The sequence below is a fragment of the Cupriavidus sp. FW305-F7 genome, assembly GCF_058782875.1.
Map to the genome: position 1 here is coordinate 12710 of NZ_JBYSYC010000029.1, position 16419 is coordinate 29128.

At 66.5% G+C, this 16419-nt stretch carries 16 protein-coding genes; 13 read left to right on the plus strand and 3 right to left on the minus strand.

The genetic code is table 11. The features are described 5' to 3' along the window. Window positions 1–186: 186 nt before the first annotated feature. Window positions 187–1161 carry an NADPH:quinone oxidoreductase family protein gene (locus AC3WL8_RS24505; RefSeq protein WP_010814246.1) on the minus strand — a complete coding sequence of 325 codons (975 nt, stop codon included), beginning with the start codon at window positions 1159–1161 and terminating at the stop codon, window positions 187–189. 207 nt (window positions 1162–1368) lie between these two features. On the opposite strand from AC3WL8_RS24505, the gene surE reads away from it, so the two are divergent. Genes surE through AC3WL8_RS24530 form a run of 5 tightly spaced genes read left to right on the plus strand, consistent with a single transcriptional unit; the run spans window position 1369 to window position 5951 of the window. Beyond that, the gene (surE, locus tag AC3WL8_RS24510; RefSeq protein ID WP_013957231.1) at window positions 1369–2121 is read left to right on the plus strand and encodes a 5'/3'-nucleotidase SurE; all 753 of its coding nucleotides are present in this window, start codon (window positions 1369–1371) and stop codon (window positions 2119–2121) included. 28 nt (window positions 2122–2149) lie between these two features. After that, window positions 2150–3061, plus strand: a complete 912-nt coding sequence (locus AC3WL8_RS24515; protein WP_492379017.1) for a protein-L-isoaspartate(D-aspartate) O-methyltransferase — start codon at window positions 2150–2152, stop codon at window positions 3059–3061. Window positions 3062–3069: 8 nt separating this feature from the next. Next, window positions 3070–3930 carry a peptidoglycan DD-metalloendopeptidase family protein gene (locus AC3WL8_RS24520; protein ID WP_013957229.1) on the plus strand — a complete coding sequence of 287 codons (861 nt, stop codon included), beginning with the start codon at window positions 3070–3072 and terminating at the stop codon, window positions 3928–3930. A 6-nt stretch (window positions 3931–3936) separates the two neighbouring features. After that, complete coding sequence (gene rpoS / locus AC3WL8_RS24525) at window positions 3937–5115, plus strand: RNA polymerase sigma factor RpoS (RefSeq protein WP_013957228.1); 1179 nt, start codon at window positions 3937–3939, stop codon at window positions 5113–5115. Next, the gene (locus AC3WL8_RS24530) at window positions 5112–5951 is read left to right on the plus strand and encodes a 3'-5' exonuclease (RefSeq protein WP_013957227.1); all 840 of its coding nucleotides are present in this window, start codon (window positions 5112–5114) and stop codon (window positions 5949–5951) included. Before rpoS ends, AC3WL8_RS24530 begins: the two co-directional genes overlap by 4 nt. A gap of 27 nt (window positions 5952–5978) precedes the next feature. On the opposite strand, the gene AC3WL8_RS24535 is transcribed toward AC3WL8_RS24530, so the two are convergent. After that, complete coding sequence (locus AC3WL8_RS24535; RefSeq protein ID WP_211979879.1) at window positions 5979–6836, minus strand: endonuclease/exonuclease/phosphatase family protein; 858 nt, start codon at window positions 6834–6836, stop codon at window positions 5979–5981. A gap of 227 nt (window positions 6837–7063) precedes the next feature. On the opposite strand from AC3WL8_RS24535, the gene rlmD reads away from it, so the two are divergent. After that, complete coding sequence (gene rlmD, locus AC3WL8_RS24540; RefSeq protein WP_371827423.1) at window positions 7064–8392, plus strand: 23S rRNA (uracil(1939)-C(5))-methyltransferase RlmD; 1329 nt, start codon at window positions 7064–7066, stop codon at window positions 8390–8392. A 69-nt stretch (window positions 8393–8461) separates the two neighbouring features. Here the strand turns inward: rlmD and AC3WL8_RS24545 are convergent, their stop codons facing one another. Next, window positions 8462–9166 carry a Bax inhibitor-1/YccA family protein gene (locus AC3WL8_RS24545; RefSeq protein ID WP_013957224.1) on the minus strand — a complete coding sequence of 235 codons (705 nt, stop codon included), beginning with the start codon at window positions 9164–9166 and terminating at the stop codon, window positions 8462–8464. A gap of 374 nt (window positions 9167–9540) precedes the next feature. Here AC3WL8_RS24545 and ndk point away from each other — a divergent pair, with 374 nt between their 5' ends. The 7 genes from ndk (at window position 9541) to AC3WL8_RS24580 (ending at window position 16367) form a co-directional block, all read left to right on the plus strand. Beyond that, on the plus strand, window positions 9541–9966 hold the full coding sequence (gene ndk / locus AC3WL8_RS24550) for a nucleoside-diphosphate kinase (protein ID WP_211979877.1): 426 nt from the start codon (window positions 9541–9543) through the stop codon (window positions 9964–9966). 53 nt (window positions 9967–10019) lie between these two features. Beyond that, entirely contained in the window at window positions 10020–11174 is a 1155-nt protein-coding gene (gene rlmN / locus AC3WL8_RS24555; protein WP_013957222.1) for a dual-specificity RNA methyltransferase RlmN, read from the plus strand. Then, a complete protein-coding gene (gene pilW / locus AC3WL8_RS24560) occupies window positions 11171–11950 on the plus strand; it encodes a type IV pilus biogenesis/stability protein PilW (RefSeq protein ID WP_013957221.1) in 780 nt (259 codons plus the stop codon). Before rlmN ends, pilW begins: the two co-directional genes overlap by 4 nt. Continuing rightward, window positions 11943–12914, plus strand: coding sequence for a RodZ domain-containing protein (locus tag AC3WL8_RS24565; protein ID WP_211979876.1), 972 nt, complete (start codon window positions 11943–11945; stop codon window positions 12912–12914). The genes pilW and AC3WL8_RS24565 overlap by 8 nt, the downstream gene beginning before the upstream one ends. 48 nt (window positions 12915–12962) lie before the next feature. Continuing rightward, the gene (gene ispG / locus AC3WL8_RS24570) at window positions 12963–14255 is read left to right on the plus strand and encodes a flavodoxin-dependent (E)-4-hydroxy-3-methylbut-2-enyl-diphosphate synthase (RefSeq protein WP_013957219.1); all 1293 of its coding nucleotides are present in this window, start codon (window positions 12963–12965) and stop codon (window positions 14253–14255) included. A gap of 39 nt (window positions 14256–14294) precedes the next feature. Further along, a complete protein-coding gene (gene hisS, locus AC3WL8_RS24575; RefSeq protein WP_492379018.1) occupies window positions 14295–15665 on the plus strand; it encodes a histidine--tRNA ligase in 1371 nt (456 codons plus the stop codon). Between the two features lie 69 nt (window positions 15666–15734). After that, a complete protein-coding gene (locus tag AC3WL8_RS24580) occupies window positions 15735–16367 on the plus strand; it encodes a tetratricopeptide repeat protein (RefSeq protein WP_114132549.1) in 633 nt (210 codons plus the stop codon). Window positions 16368–16419 lie beyond the last annotated feature (52 nt).

Here is a 16419-nt window from a genome sequence, read left to right on the forward strand (position 1 = left end):
GCCTGAGTGGCCTGAATGGCCGCACCGGCCTGTTGGGAACTGCCCGCCGCCTGGCGCATGGGTGTGCGCCATCCAGGGCGGCTGGCAGCTTGAGGCGCGTTGCCTCAGCCGGGCGCAGGGCGTAGCCGCACGCCTTGCGCCCCTCTTTTACCGACGGGCAGGGCGCGCCGCCGGCGTGCGTGCCGCTCAGGGCACGATCACGATCTTGCCAGTGACCTTGCGCGCTTCCATGTCCTTGAGCGCCTGCGGGGCCTGCTCCAGCGGATAGCGCGCCGAGATATGCGGGCGGATCTTGCCTTCCTTCATCCAGCCCAGCATCTGCGCCATATTGGCCTGGTTGGCCTTGGGCTCGCGCCGAACGAAGTCGCCCCAGAACACGCCCACCAGCGACGCACCCTTGAGCAGCGCCAGGTTCAGCGGCAGCTTTGGGATCTCGCCATTGGCAAATCCCACCACCAGGTAGCGGCCGCGCCAGCCGATCGAACGGAAGGCCGGTTCGGCATAGATGCCGCCCACCGGGTCGTAGATCACGTCCGGGCCCTTGCCGTCGGTCAGTGCCTTGATGCGCTCGCGCAGGTCTTCGGTGCTGTAGTTGATCAGCGCATCGGCGCCATGCTCCTTGCACACCGCCAGTTTCTCGTCGGTCGAGGCGGCGGCGATCACGCGCGCGCCGATGGCCTTGCCGATCTCGATCGCCGCCAGGCCCACGCCGCCGGCCGCGCCCAGCACCAGCATGGTCTGGCCGGCCTTCAGCTCGCCCCGGTCGATGACCGCGTGGTGCGAGGTGCCGTAGGTCAGCGTGAAAGCCGCCGCGGTCTCGAAGTCGATGCCGGGCGGCATCGGCACCACCGACGCCGCCGGCGCCTTGGCCTGGCTGGCGAACGCGCCGTTGCCCAGGTAGGCGATCACCTTATCGCCCGGCTTGACGTGGGTGACGCCTTCGCCTACCGCATTGACCACGCCGGCCAGCTCCGAGCCCGGGCTGAAGGGCAGGGCAGGCTTGGCCTGGTATTTGTTCTGGATGATGAGCACATCCGGGAAGTTGACGGCGGCCGCCTTGACGTCGATGACCACTTCGCCCTTGGCCGGCACCAGGTCGGGCAGGGTTTCGATGGTCAGCGAATCGGGCGGGCCCCAGGCTTTGCACAGTACGGCTTTCATCTTGTCTCCGGTGATGTTGGTGGCATTTCACGCCAGTCAAGCTTATGCGGGCGGGCAGGGCAAGTGTAGCGCAGAAATAGCACGGTCGTTCTGTTCCATGCCCAAGCGATGGAGGTGGTTATTTGCGGCCTGCATACAGCGCCAGAAACGTGCTTTCAGGGCGGCGCGCGGGCCGCTTGCGCGCGCGCGCTCAGGTACAATCGCGCCATGCATATCCTTCTCGCCAACGACGACGGTTATCTCGCGCCGGGACTGGCCGTTTTGCATGCCGCGCTCGCGCCGCTGGGCCGGATCACGGTCATCGCGCCGGAGCAGAACCATAGCGGTGCCTCCAATTCCCTGACCCTGCAGCGGCCGCTGTCGATCTACGAAGCGCGCGAAGGCGTGCAAAAAGGTTTTCGCTTCGTCAACGGAACGCCGACCGATTGCGTGCATATCGCGCTGACGGGCCTGCTGGAAGAAAAACCCGACCTGGTGGTGTCCGGCATCAACCAGGGACAGAACATGGGCGAAGACGTGCTGTACTCCGGCACCGTCGCCGCCGCCATCGAGGGCTACCTGCTGGGCATTCCGTCGATCGCCTTCTCGCAGGTGGACAAGGGCTGGGAGCACCTGGACGCCGCGGCACGCGTGGCGCGCACCGTGGTGGAGCGCATCATCGGCACGCCGCCGGCCGAGCCGTTCCTGCTCAACGTCAATATCCCGAACCTGCCGTTCGAACATATCAAGGGCTACCGCGCCACGCGCCTGGGCAAGCGTCATCCGTCGCAGCCGGTGATCACGCAGGTCAATCCGCGCGGCGACACCAACTACTGGATCGGCCCGGCGGGCGATGCGCGCGATGCCAGCGAGGGCACCGATTTCCATGCAACTGCGGCGGGCTACGTCTCGCTCACGCCGTTGCAGCTCGACCTGACGCACCGCGGGCAGCTCGACGCGCTCGACCAGTGGTTGAAGTAGGCCACCGATCCGCAGTGTCGCGCCCCCGATGAGTTCCACGCCCCGTCGCAACAAGTTTCCGCTGCCGCTCGATGCCGTAGTCGAGCGCAAGCCCGCACCGGCCCGCACTGCCGGCATGCCTGCCGTGGGCACGCCGCGGCAGGCCGCGCCCACGCCCACGCCAGCCAAGCCGCGCCTGCCACGCACCGCCGCACCGGCGCCCGCGCCGGTGCCTGCAAGTGCGGTCGAGCAACGCGCCTCGGCGGCCACCGCAGGCGGCGGCGGCATGGCCTCGGCGCGCGCGCGCGTGGCGCTGGCGGCGCGGCTGCGTGCCGCGGGCATCCGCGACGAGCGCGTGCTGTCGGCCATCGCCACCGTGCCACGCCACCTGTTCGTCGAGCCGGGACTGGCATCGCAGGCGTATGAGGACGCCGCGCTGCCGATCGGCCATCAGCAGACCATTTCCAAGCCGTCGGTGGTGGCGCGCATGATCGAGCTGCTGCGTGAGGGCCTGGCCGCCGACGCGCCGCTGGAGCGCGTGCTCGAGATCGGCACCGGCTGCGGCTATCAGGCCGCGGTGCTGAGCCAGGTGGCGCGCGAAGTCTTCTCGATCGAGCGCATCCGCCCGCTGCACGAGCAGGCCAAGGCGAACCTGCGGCCGCTGCGCGTGCCCAACCTGCGCCTGCACTACGGCGACGGCATGTTGGGGCTGCCCCAGGCGGCGCCGTTTTCGGCCATCATCCTGGCCGCGGCCGGCATGGAGGTGCCCGAGGCGCTGCTTGAGCAACTGGCCATCGGCGGGCGCCTGATCGCCCCGGTGGCGGTGATGCCGCCGGCGGGCGTGCCGGGCCAGACCGTCACGCAGCAGCTGTTGCTGATCGAGCGGCGCAACCGCCATCGCTTTCACAGAACCGCGCTTGAAGCCGTTTTCTTTGTGCCCTTAAAATCGGGCACCATCTGAGTCGAACTATGCACAACATCGTGAAATCGCAATATTTCGCACGCGCCGGACAACTTTTTGCGGCCTCGGCGCTGACGGCCCTGCTGGCCGCCTGCGCCAATTCGCCGATGCCGGCACCCGTGGTTGACCGTACCTCCACTTCCGGTACCACGGCCGCGACGCTGGAACCGGCGCCCCCCGGATACTATCGGGTCAAGCGAGGTGATACCCTTTACCGTATCGCGCTGGAGAACGGCCAGTCGTATCGCGATGTGGCAACGTGGAACAATCTGAGCAATGTGAACCAGATCGAGGTCGGCCAGCTGCTGCGCATCGTGCCGCCGGGTGCCGACGTCAACACTGCGCCTGGCGTGGCCACCATGCCGGTGGCGCCGGGCACGGTGCAGGCGCAGCCGATAGACCAGGCCCGCCCGGCCGCCACGCCGGTGGCCCCGGCTGCGGCCGCTTCGGCGCCCGCGGCAACGCCCGCCGCGCCCGCCGCGGCCGCGGCACCAGTCGCCGATGGCGCGATGAAGCTGGCCTGGCCGGCAACCGGCCAGACGGTCGGGAAATTCGACGACAAGGGCAATAAAGGCATCGATATTGCGGGCAAGAAGGGCGATGCGGTGCTGGCCGCGGACGATGGCCGGGTGATTCACGTTGGCCCCTTGCGCGGCTACGGGAATCTTGTCATCATCAAACACAATGAGACATTTCTTACTGCTTACGGGCACAACGACAAGGTGCTCGTGGCTGAGCAATCCGCGGTCCGAAAGGGCCAGAAGATTGCGGAGATGGGCAACAGCGATACCGACCGGGTAAAGCTTCACTTCGAAGTTCGCAAGAACGGAAAACCGGTTGATCCGATGCGGTACCTGCCGCCACAGTGAGGGTTCATGCCACGCCAGAAAACTGTCTCCTCCGGAACCGTCAGCAGGGCTCGCCGTCCCAAGCAGCCGGAAGTGAAGGCTGGTGTGGCACATCCCGACGCGCGCGCCGATGCCGAAGGCTTCGAGCCTGATCTCGCCGCCGAACTGATTCCCGTGACCGACGAGCCCATCGCCACGTCCGCTTCGGTGGGCCTGCGCGAGGCCGACCTGCTCGCCGACGACAACGAGCGCATCGTGCGCGACGACGAAGAGGACGAGTCGGAAGACGAGGAAGAAGAGAGCGCGGAAAATGGCACCGACGGCGCCGCCCCCGAGCATGATGATTTCCGCACCGTGCTGCATACCGAGCTGGCCGCGGATACCGTCCAGCACTACCTGAACCGCATCAGCATCAAGCCGCTCTTGTCCGCGCCGGAAGAACTGCATTTCTCCACGCTGGCCAAGGACGGCGACTTTGCCGCGCGCCAGGTCATGATCGAGCGCAACCTGCGGCTGGTGGTCAGCATCGCCAAGGGCTACCTCAATCGCGGCGTGCCGCTGCTCGACCTGATCGAGGAAGGCAACCTGGGCCTGATGCACGCGATTGAAAAATTCGATCCGTCGCGCGGTTTCCGCTTCTCGACGTACGCGACCTGGTGGATCCGCCAGAGCATCGAGCGCGCCATCATGAACCAGGCGCGCACGGTCCGCCTGCCGGTTCACGTGATCCGCGAACTCAACCAGGTGCTGCGCGCCAAGCGCCATCTGGAGAAGGGCGGCACCGACGGGCGCGACGCCAGCCTGGAAGACATCGCCCACCTGCTGGGCAAGACGCCGGACGAAGTGCAGGACGTCCTGGCACTCAACGAACATACCACCTCGCTCGATACGCCGTTCGATCTCGATCCCGGCTCGAGCCTCCTGGATTTCCTCTCCGACGAGCACAACGCCGCCCCCGACCAGGAGGTGGCCCACCGCGAGCTGGAAGGGCTGATGAAGCTCTGGCTGGCGCGCCTGTCGGAAAAGCATCGCTATGTGGTGGAGCGCCGCTTCGGCCTCAACCATATCGAGCCCGCCACGCTGGAAGAGCTCGCCGAGGAAATGGGCCTCACGCGCGAGCGCGTGCGCCAGATCCAGCAGGAGGCGCTGGTCAAGCTCAAGCGGCATTTCGCTTCGCAAGGTGTCAGGAAGGACGCCGTTCTATGACCCCTGTGCTGGTATTCGACATCGAGACCATTCCCGATGTTGCCGGCCTGCGCCGTTTGCATGACCATCCCGATGCGATGAGCGACGCCGAAGTCGCCGAGCATGCGTTTGCCGCCCGCCGCGAAAAGACCGGCAGCGATTTTCTCCCGCACTACCTGCAACGCATCGCCGCGATTTCCTGCGTGCTGCGCCGCACGCACCGCGATGGCTCGGCGGTGTTCCACGTCGGCTCGCTGGGTACGCCGGAAGACGGCGAGGCCACGCTGATCCAGAAGTTCTATGAACTGATCGCGCGCTACAGTCCGCAACTGGTTTCATGGAACGGCGGCGGCTTCGACCTGCCGGTGCTGCACTACCGCGGCCTGGTCAACGGTGTCACCGCGCCGCGCTACTGGGAAATGGGCGAGGGCCGCGACGACGACAGCCGCGACTTCAAGTGGAACAACTACATCAGCCGCTACCACATGCGGCACCTGGACCTGATGGACCTGCTGGCCATGTACCAGCCCCGCGCCAGCGCGCCGCTGGATGACCTAGCCAAGCTGTGCGGCTTCCCAGGCAAGATGGGGATGGACGGCAGCAAGGTCTGGCAGGCGTTCCAGGCCGGCCAGCTCGACGAGATCCGCGCCTACTGCGAGACCGACGTCGTCAACACCTACCTGATGTACTGCCGCTTCCAGCTGATGCGCGGCGGCATGTCGCCGCGCGAGTTCGACGTCGAGATGGAATTCGTCCAGGAATCATTGGCCGAGCTGCCCGGCGAGCAGTGGATGGAATACCTGCAGGCATTCCGGCTGCAGCGTCTCACGCCCGAAGCCGAAGACCTCGAAGACTGAGGACGCCGCAGACGCGCCGACACGGATTCACAGATCCAGCGACAGCAGGATCGGCTGGTGGTCCGAGTCGGCCGTATCGGCATCGACCTCGCAGCGCCGGATACGCCCGGCGAGATTCTCCGTCACGAACATGAAATCGCAGGCGAACGGCGCCTCCGGCCATTGCTCCTTGTCGTACAGGGCGCAGGTCGGCGCGTGCGGCTGGCCTGGGTGCATGTGAAGCCAGGCATCGCGCCAGGGCGGCGTGGCATCGTCAAAGGGCTCGAGCACGCGGCGGTAGGCGATATCGTCGGGTTTGCTGTTGAAGTCGCCGCACAGGACGGCCTCGGCCGGGCGCGGCTCGGGCGTGAACGGGCCCGGCCATTTCTCGCTGCGGCCGGGGCGGCGCGCATGGTCGCAGGCTTCGGCGTGCCAGGTGCGCAAGGCTTCGGCCTGCGCGGCGCGCTGGTGTGATGAGTAATACTCCAGGTGCGTGCAGATCACGCGCAGCGGCCGGGTGCCCCCGACTTCGACGGTGGCTTCCAGCGCCACGCGCGGCATCGAGGCGACCTGCGGGTCCGCCGGCCAGGGCAAGGCATGGCGGAAGACTTCGCGCACCGGCAGGCGCGTGGCGATCAGGTTGCCGAACTGCTTGCGCCCTCCGGTGGCGGTGCGGCGGTCGACACCTGGCGCGTAGAGCAGGTGGTAGCCGGGCAGCAAGGCGGTCAACTCCGCCACCTGGTCTTCACCCGGGCTGCCGCGCAGTTCGCCGAACCCGCGCGTGACCTCCTGCAGGCAGATGACGTCGGCGTCGGCAATGCCGCGCAAGGTGTTGACCTGGCGCCCCAGGTCGACATGACCGTCGGCGCCTCGGCCCCACTGGATATTCCAGGAAATCAGTTCCATTTGCTGTCTCCGTTGTATCGTCAGGCTGCTGCCACCGGTGCGGGCCCGGTCTGGCATACAATCCCGCTTTCGCAAAACAATACGTCAGGTTTCGTCTGGTGTCCCAAGCCGTGTCCTCCCCACAAGAAACGCCGGCAGCCCCGGCCGCTGTTGCCGATCAAGGTGCTGCTCCCGCCGCAAAAGAGTCCCGTGTCCGCGCCGACGCTGGTGCCCCCGCGGCCGATCCCGTGGTGTCGATCGACAGCCTCGACATGGAGGCCCGCGGCGTTGGCCGCCTGGTGAACGAGGACGGCACGCCCGGCAAGGTGATCTTCGTCGAGGGCGCGCTGCCCGGCGAGACCGTCAGCTACCGCAGCTTTCGCCGCAAGCCCAGCTACGAGCAGGCCCATCTGGTCGAGGTCCGGCAGGAATCGGTGATGCGCGTGAAGCCCGGCTGCCAGCATTTCGGGGTCTGCGGCGGGTGCTCGATGCAGCATCTGGATTCCCGCGCCCAGCTGGCGATCAAGCAGCGCGTGCTGGAAGACAACCTGTGGCACCTGTCCAAGGTGAAGCCCGACGTGGTGTTCCGCCCGATCGCCGGCCCGGACTGGGGCTATCGCTACCGCGCGCGCCTGACCGTGCGCTACGTGGCCAAGAAGGGCGGGGTGCTGGTCGGCTTCCATGAGCGCAAGAGCAGCTATGTGGCCGACATGACCCGTTGCGAGATCCTGCCGCCGCATGTGTCGGCCATGCTGGTGCCGCTGCGCGAGCTGGTTGGCGGCCTGTCGATCCGCGACCGCATGCCGCAGATCGAGCTGGCCGTGGGGCAGGAAGTCACCGCGCTGGTGCTGCGCATCCTGGAGCCGCTGACCGATGCCGACAAGGACCTGCTGCGCGCCTTCGCCGACCAGCACCAGGTGCAGTTCTGGCTCCAGCCCAAGGGCCCGGATACGGTCTATCCGTTCTACCCGGCCGATGCCGAGCTGGCCTATACGCTGCCGGAATTCGGCATCCGCATGCCGTTCAAGCCGACCGACTTCACCCAGGTGAACCACCAGATCAACCGCGTGCTGATCGGCCGCGCGCTGCGTTTGCTGGACGCGCAGCCGCAGGACCGCCTGCTCGACCTGTTCTGCGGCATCGGCAACTTCACGCTGCCGCTGGCCACGCAGGGCAAGTCGGTGATGGGCATCGAAGGCAGCGAGGTGCTGACTACGCGTGCGCTGGCCAACGCCGAATACAACGGGCTGGCGGCCAGGACCGAGTTTGCATGCCGCAACCTGTTTGAAGTCACGGCCGAGGACATTGCCGCGCTGGGCCGCTTCGACCGCTGGCTGGTCGATCCGCCGCGCGAAGGCGCGCTGGCCGTGTGCAAGGCGCTGGGCGAACTGGCGCAGCAGGGCAGCGATGTGCTGCCGCAGCGCATCGTCTATGTCTCGTGCAGTCCCGCCACACTGGCGCGCGACGCCGGCCTGCTGGTGCACGAGGCGGGCTACCGGCTCGCTGGCGCGGGCGTGGTCAACATGTTCCCGCATACCTCGCACGTGGAGTCGATCGCGGTGTTCGATCGCGGCTGATCGCGGCGGGCGCACCAAAGAAAAACCGGCCATCAGGCCGGTTTTTTCATGCTGCAGGGGAGGTTGCCGTCAGTCGCGGCTGCCGCCGAAGATGCCCAGCAGCGCCAGCAGGTTGACGAAGACGTTGTACACGTCCAGGTAGATCGCCAGCGTGGCGGTGATGTAGTTGGTTTCGCCGCCGTTCACCACGCGCTGCACATCGAACAGGATGTACGCCGAGAAGATGCCGATGGCGATCACCGACACCGTGATCATCAGCGAGGGCAGTTGCAGCCAGATATTGGCGACGCTGGCCAGGATCAGCAGGACCACGCCGACGAACAGGAATTTGCCCAGGCCGGAGAAATCACGCTTGCTGACCGTGGCGATGGTGGCCATCGTGCCGAACACCGCCGCCGTGCCGCCAAAGGCATACATGATCAGCGCCGGCCCGTTCGAGAACTGCAGCGTCGCGCCGATCAGGCGCGACAGCATCAGGCCCATGAAGAAGGTGAAGGCCAGCAGCAGAACCACGCCCATGCTGCTGTTCTTGGTCTTCTCGATGCCGTAGAAGAACCCGAACGCGATGCCCAGGAACAGGATCAGCGACAGGCCGGGACTGCCCGCCATGAAGCTGAAGCCGGTGGCCACGCCGATCCACGCGCCGAGCACGGTGGGGATCATCGAGAGGGCCAGCAGCCAGTAAGTGTTGCGCAAGACCCGGTTGCGAACGACGACGTCAGTGACGGTCGACGCACTGTTGCCGAAACCGTAGGTGTTCAGCTTGTTATCCATGGTGACTCCTGTCTCAAAACGGTGAGGCGCCGGGGCTGCGAGGCTTCGGATGCGAAGATTCGTATGGAACCCGGACGGAACCATCGTCAATGTGGCACCTGGGAGATCGAATTGCAAGGGCGGGGTAACCCAGGAGTCACCTCGCACATGCTTTGCGCCCGTTCGGTGCCGCTCACATTGGATGTTAGCCGGGGCGGCGTGTTCCTGGCATGACAAGGTTGTAATGTGCCCTTTGATCTACTTGGTGCCGGGTTGTGCGGCAAGGGTGGCTCGACACACGCCAGAGCAGGGAAGACCCTCGAAAGGGTCATAGTCTTCGTGCTAGAATCCCACGTTTAATCCATTTGTAACCCCTTCATTTTTCGGAGTTTTTCATGGCGATCGAACGCACCCTGTCGATTATCAAGCCGGATGCCGTGGCCAAGAACGTGATTGGCCAGATCTACGCCCGTTTCGAGGCCGCCGGCCTGAAGATCGTTGCTGCCAAGATGGTGCACCTGTCGCGCGGCGAAGCCGAGCAGTTCTACGCTGTCCACAAGGAGCGTCCGTTCTTCAAGGACCTGGTGGACTTCATGATTTCCGGCCCGGTCATTATCCAGGCCCTGGAAGGCGAGAACGCCATCGCCAAGCACCGCGACCTGATGGGCGCCACCGACCCGAAGAAGGCCGAGAAGGGCACCATCCGTGCCGATTTCGCCGACAGCATCGACGCCAACGCCGTGCACGGCTCGGACGCTGTTGAAACGGCTGCCGTGGAAGTGGCATTCTTCTTCCCGGGCATGAACGTCTACAGCCGCTGATTGTCCGGCGCTGCTGCCAGGACTAGACTGACACCGAAGCTGAGTTTGCCGTCATGAACGCTCTCGTCAACCTGCTCGACCTCGACGCGGACGCGCTCACCGCTTATTGCGGCGAGCTCGGCGAGAAGCCGTTCCGTGCGCGGCAACTACAACGCTGGATCCACCACTACGGTGCCAGCCGCTTCGACGCCATGTCGGATCTCGCCAAGTCGCTGCGCGAAAAGCTCGCGACGCGGGCCGAGATCCGCGCGCCTGCCGCCATCACCGACAACCTGTCGGCCGACGGCACGCGCAAGTGGCTGCTCGACGTCGGCCAGGGCAACGCGGTGGAAACGGTCTACATCCCCGAGGAAACGCGTGGCACGCTGTGCGTTTCCTCGCAGGCAGGATGCGCCGTCAACTGCCGGTTCTGTTCCACCGGCAAGCAAGGTTTTTCGCGCAACCTCAGCACCGGTGAAATCATCGGCCAGCTGTGGATGGCAGAGTTCGCCATGCGCGAACAACTGGGCCGCGGCCCCAAGGATGATCGCGTCATCTCCAACGTGGTGATGATGGGCATGGGCGAGCCGCTGCTGAACTACGACGCCGTCGTGCCGGCCATGCGCCTGATGCTCGACGACAACGCATACGGCCTGTCGCGCCGCCGCGTGACGCTGTCCACCTCCGGCGTGGTGCCGATGATGGACCGACTGTCCAAGGATCTCCCGGTGGCTCTCGCCGTGTCGCTGCACGCGTCCAACGACGCCCTGCGCGACGTGCTGGTGCCGCTGAACAAGAAGTACCCGCTGGCCGAACTGATGGCGGCATGCCGCCGCTATCTGGAATTCGCGCCGCGCGATTTCATTACTTTCGAATACTGCATGCTGGATGGCGTCAACGACGGCGTCGAGCATGCGCGGGAACTGCTGAAGCTTGTGGCCGACGTGCCGTGCAAGTTCAACCTGATCCCGTTTAATCCGTTCCCCGAATCGGGCCTGAAGCGTTCCAACAACGATCAGATCCGGCGCTTTGCGCAGGTGCTGATGGATGCAGGCATCGTGACCACCATCCGCAAGACCCGCGGCGACGATATCGACGCCGCCTGCGGCCAGTTGGCCGGGGAAGTCAAGGACCGCACCCGCCTGGCCGAGCGCGGCAAGTTCGGCAAGATCACGCCACTGGTGCCGGTCACTGCTTCCGGCCAGCCTCGGGAGGTTCGCCCTGCATGATCCGTCTGATCGCTGCGGCCCTGCTGGGGCTGCTGATGTTGTCCGGCTGCCAGTTGCCGCATGCGCCGGCGCAGGATCCCCAGACCGCTTCCGACCAGACCGATGCAAGGCGCCGCGCCGGCATCCGGCTGCAGCTGGCCACCAACTATCTGGAGGCCGGCCAGAACACGGTCGCCCTTGACGAGATCAAGCAGGCCATTGCCATCGATCCGGCGCTCGCCGACGCCTACCATGTGCGCGCGCTGATCTACATGAATATGAATGAGCGGACGCTGGCTGATGACAGCTTCCGCACGGCAGTGTCGATGCGTGCCAACGACGGCGACCTGCTCAACAACTACGGCTGGTTCCTGTGCCAGGAAGGGCGCTACGGCGAGGCCGTGCCGATGCTGCAGCGCGCGATGTCGGCGCCGTCCGCAGGCGGCCCCGCCAAGCCGCTGATCAGCCTGGGTGCGTGCGAGCTGCGCCAGGGCCACAGCGCCGAAGCGGAAAAGAACCTGAAGGCCGCGCTCGGCTACGACCGCAACAACCCGGTGGCCAACACCAACCTCGCGCTGGTCTTCTACCGGCGCGGCGACTTCGCGCAGGCCCGGCAGTATGTCCAGCGCGTCAACAGCAGCCAATTTGTCAATGCGCAATCCCTCTGGCTGGGAGCGCGCATTGCCCACCGTCAGGGCGACAGCCGCACGCAGGATGCGCTTGGGGCGCAACTGCGCAGCCGCTTCCCCGACTCGCGTGAGTTGACCGCCTACGAACAAGGAGCATGGGATGAGTGAGCACGACCGCGCCGCAGGCCAGGCCGTACCGACGCAACAAGTCGGCGGGGGCGCGCACGAAGGAGAACGCGAAGCCGCCGCACGCGAGATCGGCGCAGCGCTGGCGCGCGAGCGCGAGGCGCAGCGGATGTCGGTGGAAGACGTCAGCGCACGGCTGAAGGTGGCTGCAGGCAAGCTGCGCGCGATCGAAGCCGGCAACCTGCAGGCACTGCCCGACGTGACCTTCGCCAAGGGCGTGATGCGTGCCTATGCCCGCATGCTGCATGTCGACATCGACCCGCTGCTGGCACGCTTCCAGCCGCGCCCGGTGGCGCAGGTGGCGGAAATTGCCCGGCAGCGCGAGGGTGGCATCAATGCGGCCTTCGACGACCGCAACCGCTTCCGCTCGGGCGGCAGCGGCGGCCGCTGGGTCTGGCTGGCGCTGGTGGCCGTGTTGGTGGCCGCGGGCGGCTGGTTCGGGCTTGACCATATCCGCGCATGGATCGAAGCGCGCAGCAGCGCTGCCGAGACCGTAACGGCTGAAGCGCCTGCCGTGATCCAGAGCACGGAAGCCGGCACCGTGACGGCGGCGCTGCCGCCGGTCATGGCCGCCAGCGACTCGCCGGCGCCGTCTGCCGAAACCGCTCCGGCCAGTGCCGCGGCAGCCCCCGCGGCTGCGGTGTTGCCCGCAGCCGCCGCCGCTTCCGCGCCTGCCGCTGCCACGGCACCGGCTGCGCCAGCAGGCGAGGGCGAACTGCAGATCCGCTTTGCCGCCGATACCTGGTATGAGATCCGGGACAATAGCGGCAAGATCGTCATGGGCGGTACCGCCAAGGCTGGCCAGACCATGGCCGGTGGCGGCACGGCCCCGTACAAGGTGGTGATCGGCAACGTCAAGGGCGTCGAGTCGCTGACGCGCAATGGCACGCCGGTCGACCTGAAGGCAGCCAACCGCAACAACGTGGCGCGCCTGACGCTGCCCTGACGCGGGCGCAAGGTGCGGCAAGATGCGTCTTTGCAAGGTGGTAACGCTATGAACCAACAGCTCTGTCTCCCGGTCCTGCCCGGTCCGCTGCCGCGCCGCCAGACGCGCCAGGCGCGCGTCGCGTGGGGCGACAATGTCGTGACCATTGGCGGCGGTGCGCCGGTGCGCGTGCAGTCGATGACCAATACGGATACGGTCGATGCCATCGGCACCGCGATCCAGGTCAAGGAACTGGCGCGCGCGGGTTCGGAAATCGTGCGCATCACGGTGAACACGCCCGAGGCGGCCGCCGCGGTGCCGTCGATCCGCGAGCAGCTCGACCGCATGGGCGTGGATGTGCCGCTGGTGGGCGACTTCCACTACAACGGCCACAAGCTGCTGCAGGACTATCCGGCCTGTGCCGAGGCGCTGTCCAAGTACCGGATCAACCCCGGCAATGTCGGCCAGGGCGCCAAGCGCGACACGCAGTTCGCGCAGATGATCGAGATGGCGTGCCGCTACAGCAAGCCGGTGCGCATCGGTGTGAACTGGGGCAGCCTGGACCAGGACCTGCTGGCACGGATCATGGACGAAAACGCCGGGCGCGCCGAGCCGTGGCCGGCGCAGAGCGTGATGATCGAGGCGTTGATCACCTCGGCCATCGATTCGGCGAAGAAGGCCGAGGAAATCGGCCTGCCGGGCGACCAGATCATCCTGTCGTGCAAGGTGTCGCAGGTGCAGGAACTGGTCGCGGTCTACCGCGAGCTGGCACGCCGCTGCGACTACGCGCTGCACCTCGGGCTGACCGAGGCCGGCATGGGCAGCAAGGGCATCGTGGCCTCGACCGCGGCGCTGTCGGTGCTGCTGCAGGAAGGCATCGGCGACACCATCCGCATCTCGCTGACGCCGGAACCCGGCGCGCCGCGCGAAAAGGAAGTGTACGTGGGGCAGGAAATCCTGCAGACCATGGGCCTGCGCAACTTCACCCCGATGGTGATTGCGTGCCCGGGCTGCGGGCGCACCACCAGCACGGTGTTCCAGGAGCTGGCGGCCAGCATCCAGACCTACCTGCGCGAGCAGATGCCGCACTGGAAGACCGCCTACCCGGGCGTCGAGGAAATGGATGTGGCCGTGATGGGCTGTATCGTCAACGGCCCGGGCGAGAGCAAGCACGCCAACATCGGCATCTCGTTGCCGGGCTCGGGTGAATCGCCGGCGGCGCCGGTGTTCGTCGACGGCGTCAAGGTGAAGACGCTGCGCGGCGAGCGCATTGCAGAAGAGTTCCAGGCGATCGTAGATGAATACGTTCGCACGCATTACGGCCCGGGCGCTGCGCGGGCCGACAAAGAAGTGGCAGCCTGAGCCGGACCGGCCGGGTGCCAGCAGACTGACTAGAACAGAATGACGCAATCCGAGAATGTGGCCGCCGAAGGCGGTGCCAAGACCGAACCGAAGGTGCGCCCCGCCAAGGCCCTGCAGGGCGTGAAGGGCATGAACGACATGCTGCCGGCGGACGCGCCGCTGTGGGAGCATTTCGAGAATGCCGCACGCGCCATGCTGCGCGCCTACGGCTACCAGCAGATCCGCACGCCGATCGTCGAGCATACGCAGCTGTTCGTGCGCGGCATCGGCGAGGTCACCGACATCGTCGAGAAGGAGATGTACTCCTTCACCGATTCGCTCAACGGCGAGCAGCTCACGCTGCGCCCGGAAGGCACCGCCGCGGCCGTGCGCGCCACCATCGAGCACAACCTGCTGTACGACGGCCCCAAGCGCCTGTGGTACACCGGCCCGATGTTCCGCCACGAGCGCCCGCAGCGCGGCCGCTACCGCCAGTTCCACCAGCTCGGCGCCGAGGCGCTGGGCTTTGCCGGCCCGGACGTGGATGCGGAAATCATCCTGATGTGCCAGCGCCTGTGGGACGACCTGGGCCTGGTAGGCGTGCGCCTGGAGCTCAATTCGCTGGGGCAGGCCCATGAACGCGCCGCGCACCGCGAACAGCTGATCAAGTACCTGGAAGGCTTCCAGGACATCCTGGACGACGACAGCAAGCGCCGCCTGTACACCAACCCGCTGCGCGTGCTGGACACCAAGAACCCAGCGCTGCAGGAGATGGCGGCCAACGCGCCCAAGCTGATCGACTTCCTGGGCGAAGAGTCGCTGGCGCACTTCGAGGGCGTGCAGCGCCTGCTCAAGGCCAACAACATCCCGTTCAAGATCAACCCGCGCCTGGTGCGTGGCCTGGACTACTACAACCTGACGGTGTTTGAGTGGATCACCGACAAGCTGGGCGCACAAGGCACCATCGCCGGCGGCGGGCGCTATGACCCGCTGATCGCGCAGATGGGTGGGAAGTCCGCGCCCGCGTGCGGCTGGGCCATGGGCATCGAACGCATCATCGAGCTGATCCGCGAAGAAGGCGTGGTGCCCGATGCGGCGGGCTGCGACGTCTACCTGGTGCACCAGGGCGAAGCCGCCGCGCAGCAGGCGATGATCGCCGCGGAACGGCTGCGCGACGCGGGCCTGGACGTGGTGCTGCACGCCAGCCCCGACGGCAAGGGCGGCAGCTTCAAATCGCAGATGAAGCGCGCCGACACAAGCGGCGCGGCCTATGCCGTTATCCTTGGCGAGGACGAAGTGGCCGCCGGAGTGGTCCAAGTCAAGGAACTTCGCCAGCGCGAGCAGGCCGAAGGCGGTGGGCAACAGGCCACCGTGCCGGCCGAAGGCCTGGTCGATTACCTGATCGACGCAATGGTCGGCGCCAGCGAATAAATCGCACGCTGGCCAGCCGGAACACCCCAGTACACGAGTACCCAACCCAACGCAGGTGATTGCCTCGACATGGCTTACGATCTAGAAGAACAGGAACAGCTTGAGAATCTGAAGGCCTGGTGGCGCCAGTACGGCAATGCGCTGACCTGGGTGCTGATCGTCGCGCTGCTGGCGTTTGCCGGCTGGAACGGCTGGAAGTACTGGGAACGCAGGCAGGCCGGCGAGGCCGCGGTGCTGTATGAGCAGGTGCTCAAGGCCGCCGATGCGCGCGACATCGAGCGCATCAAGCGCGCCGCGACCGACCTGGAAGACAAGTACGGCCGCACCGCCTATGGCCAGATGAGCGCGCTGGTAGCAAGCCGCGTGCTGTACGATGCGGGCGACCTGGCCGCGGCCAAGAGTCAGTTGCAGTGGGCCATCGACCACGGCGACGAAGCCTACTCGCACCTGGCGCGCGTGCGCCTGGCCGGCGTGCTGCTCGACGAGAAGGCCTACGACAAGGGTCTGGCGCTGCTCAAGGATGAACCGCCGGCAGCGTTCGTGGCGCTGTATGCCGACCGCCGCGGCGACCTGCTGGCCGCGCAGGACAAGCGCGACGATGCGCGCACGGCCTATCGCAAGGCGCTGGACAAGCTGGGCCAGGACGAGCCGGCGATGCGCCAGATTATCCAGTTCAAGCTCGATGCGCTGGGCACGGCCTGATCCGGCCGCTCCCGAACGCGTGCAAACACCGCATATCCAGCGGATCGTATAA

Coding starts and splice junctions, on each gene's coding strand:
- ndk (WP_211979877.1), top strand. CDS start 9,541: ATGGCGATCGAACGCACCCTGTCGATTATCAAGCCGGATGCCGTGGCC.
- rpoS (WP_013957228.1), top strand. CDS start 3,937: ATGCCACGCCAGAAAACTGTCTCCTCCGGAACCGTCAGCAGGGCTCGC.
- AC3WL8_RS24545 (WP_013957224.1), bottom strand. CDS start 9,166: ATGGATAACAAGCTGAACACCTACGGTTTCGGCAACAGTGCGTCGACC.
- AC3WL8_RS24530 (WP_013957227.1), top strand. CDS start 5,112: ATGACCCCTGTGCTGGTATTCGACATCGAGACCATTCCCGATGTTGCC.
- AC3WL8_RS24520 (WP_013957229.1), top strand. CDS start 3,070: ATGCACAACATCGTGAAATCGCAATATTTCGCACGCGCCGGACAACTT.
- hisS (WP_492379018.1), top strand. CDS start 14,295: ATGACGCAATCCGAGAATGTGGCCGCCGAAGGCGGTGCCAAGACCGAA.
- rlmN (WP_013957222.1), top strand. CDS start 10,020: ATGAACGCTCTCGTCAACCTGCTCGACCTCGACGCGGACGCGCTCACC.
- AC3WL8_RS24535 (WP_211979879.1), bottom strand. CDS start 6,836: ATGGAACTGATTTCCTGGAATATCCAGTGGGGCCGAGGCGCCGACGGT.
- AC3WL8_RS24515 (WP_492379017.1), top strand. CDS start 2,150: ATGAGTTCCACGCCCCGTCGCAACAAGTTTCCGCTGCCGCTCGATGCC.
- surE (WP_013957231.1), top strand. CDS start 1,369: ATGCATATCCTTCTCGCCAACGACGACGGTTATCTCGCGCCGGGACTG.
- pilW (WP_013957221.1), top strand. CDS start 11,171: ATGATCCGTCTGATCGCTGCGGCCCTGCTGGGGCTGCTGATGTTGTCC.
- AC3WL8_RS24505 (WP_010814246.1), bottom strand. CDS start 1,161: ATGAAAGCCGTACTGTGCAAAGCCTGGGGCCCGCCCGATTCGCTGACC.
- ispG (WP_013957219.1), top strand. CDS start 12,963: ATGAACCAACAGCTCTGTCTCCCGGTCCTGCCCGGTCCGCTGCCGCGC.
- AC3WL8_RS24565 (WP_211979876.1), top strand. CDS start 11,943: ATGAGTGAGCACGACCGCGCCGCAGGCCAGGCCGTACCGACGCAACAA.
- AC3WL8_RS24580 (WP_114132549.1), top strand. CDS start 15,735: ATGGCTTACGATCTAGAAGAACAGGAACAGCTTGAGAATCTGAAGGCC.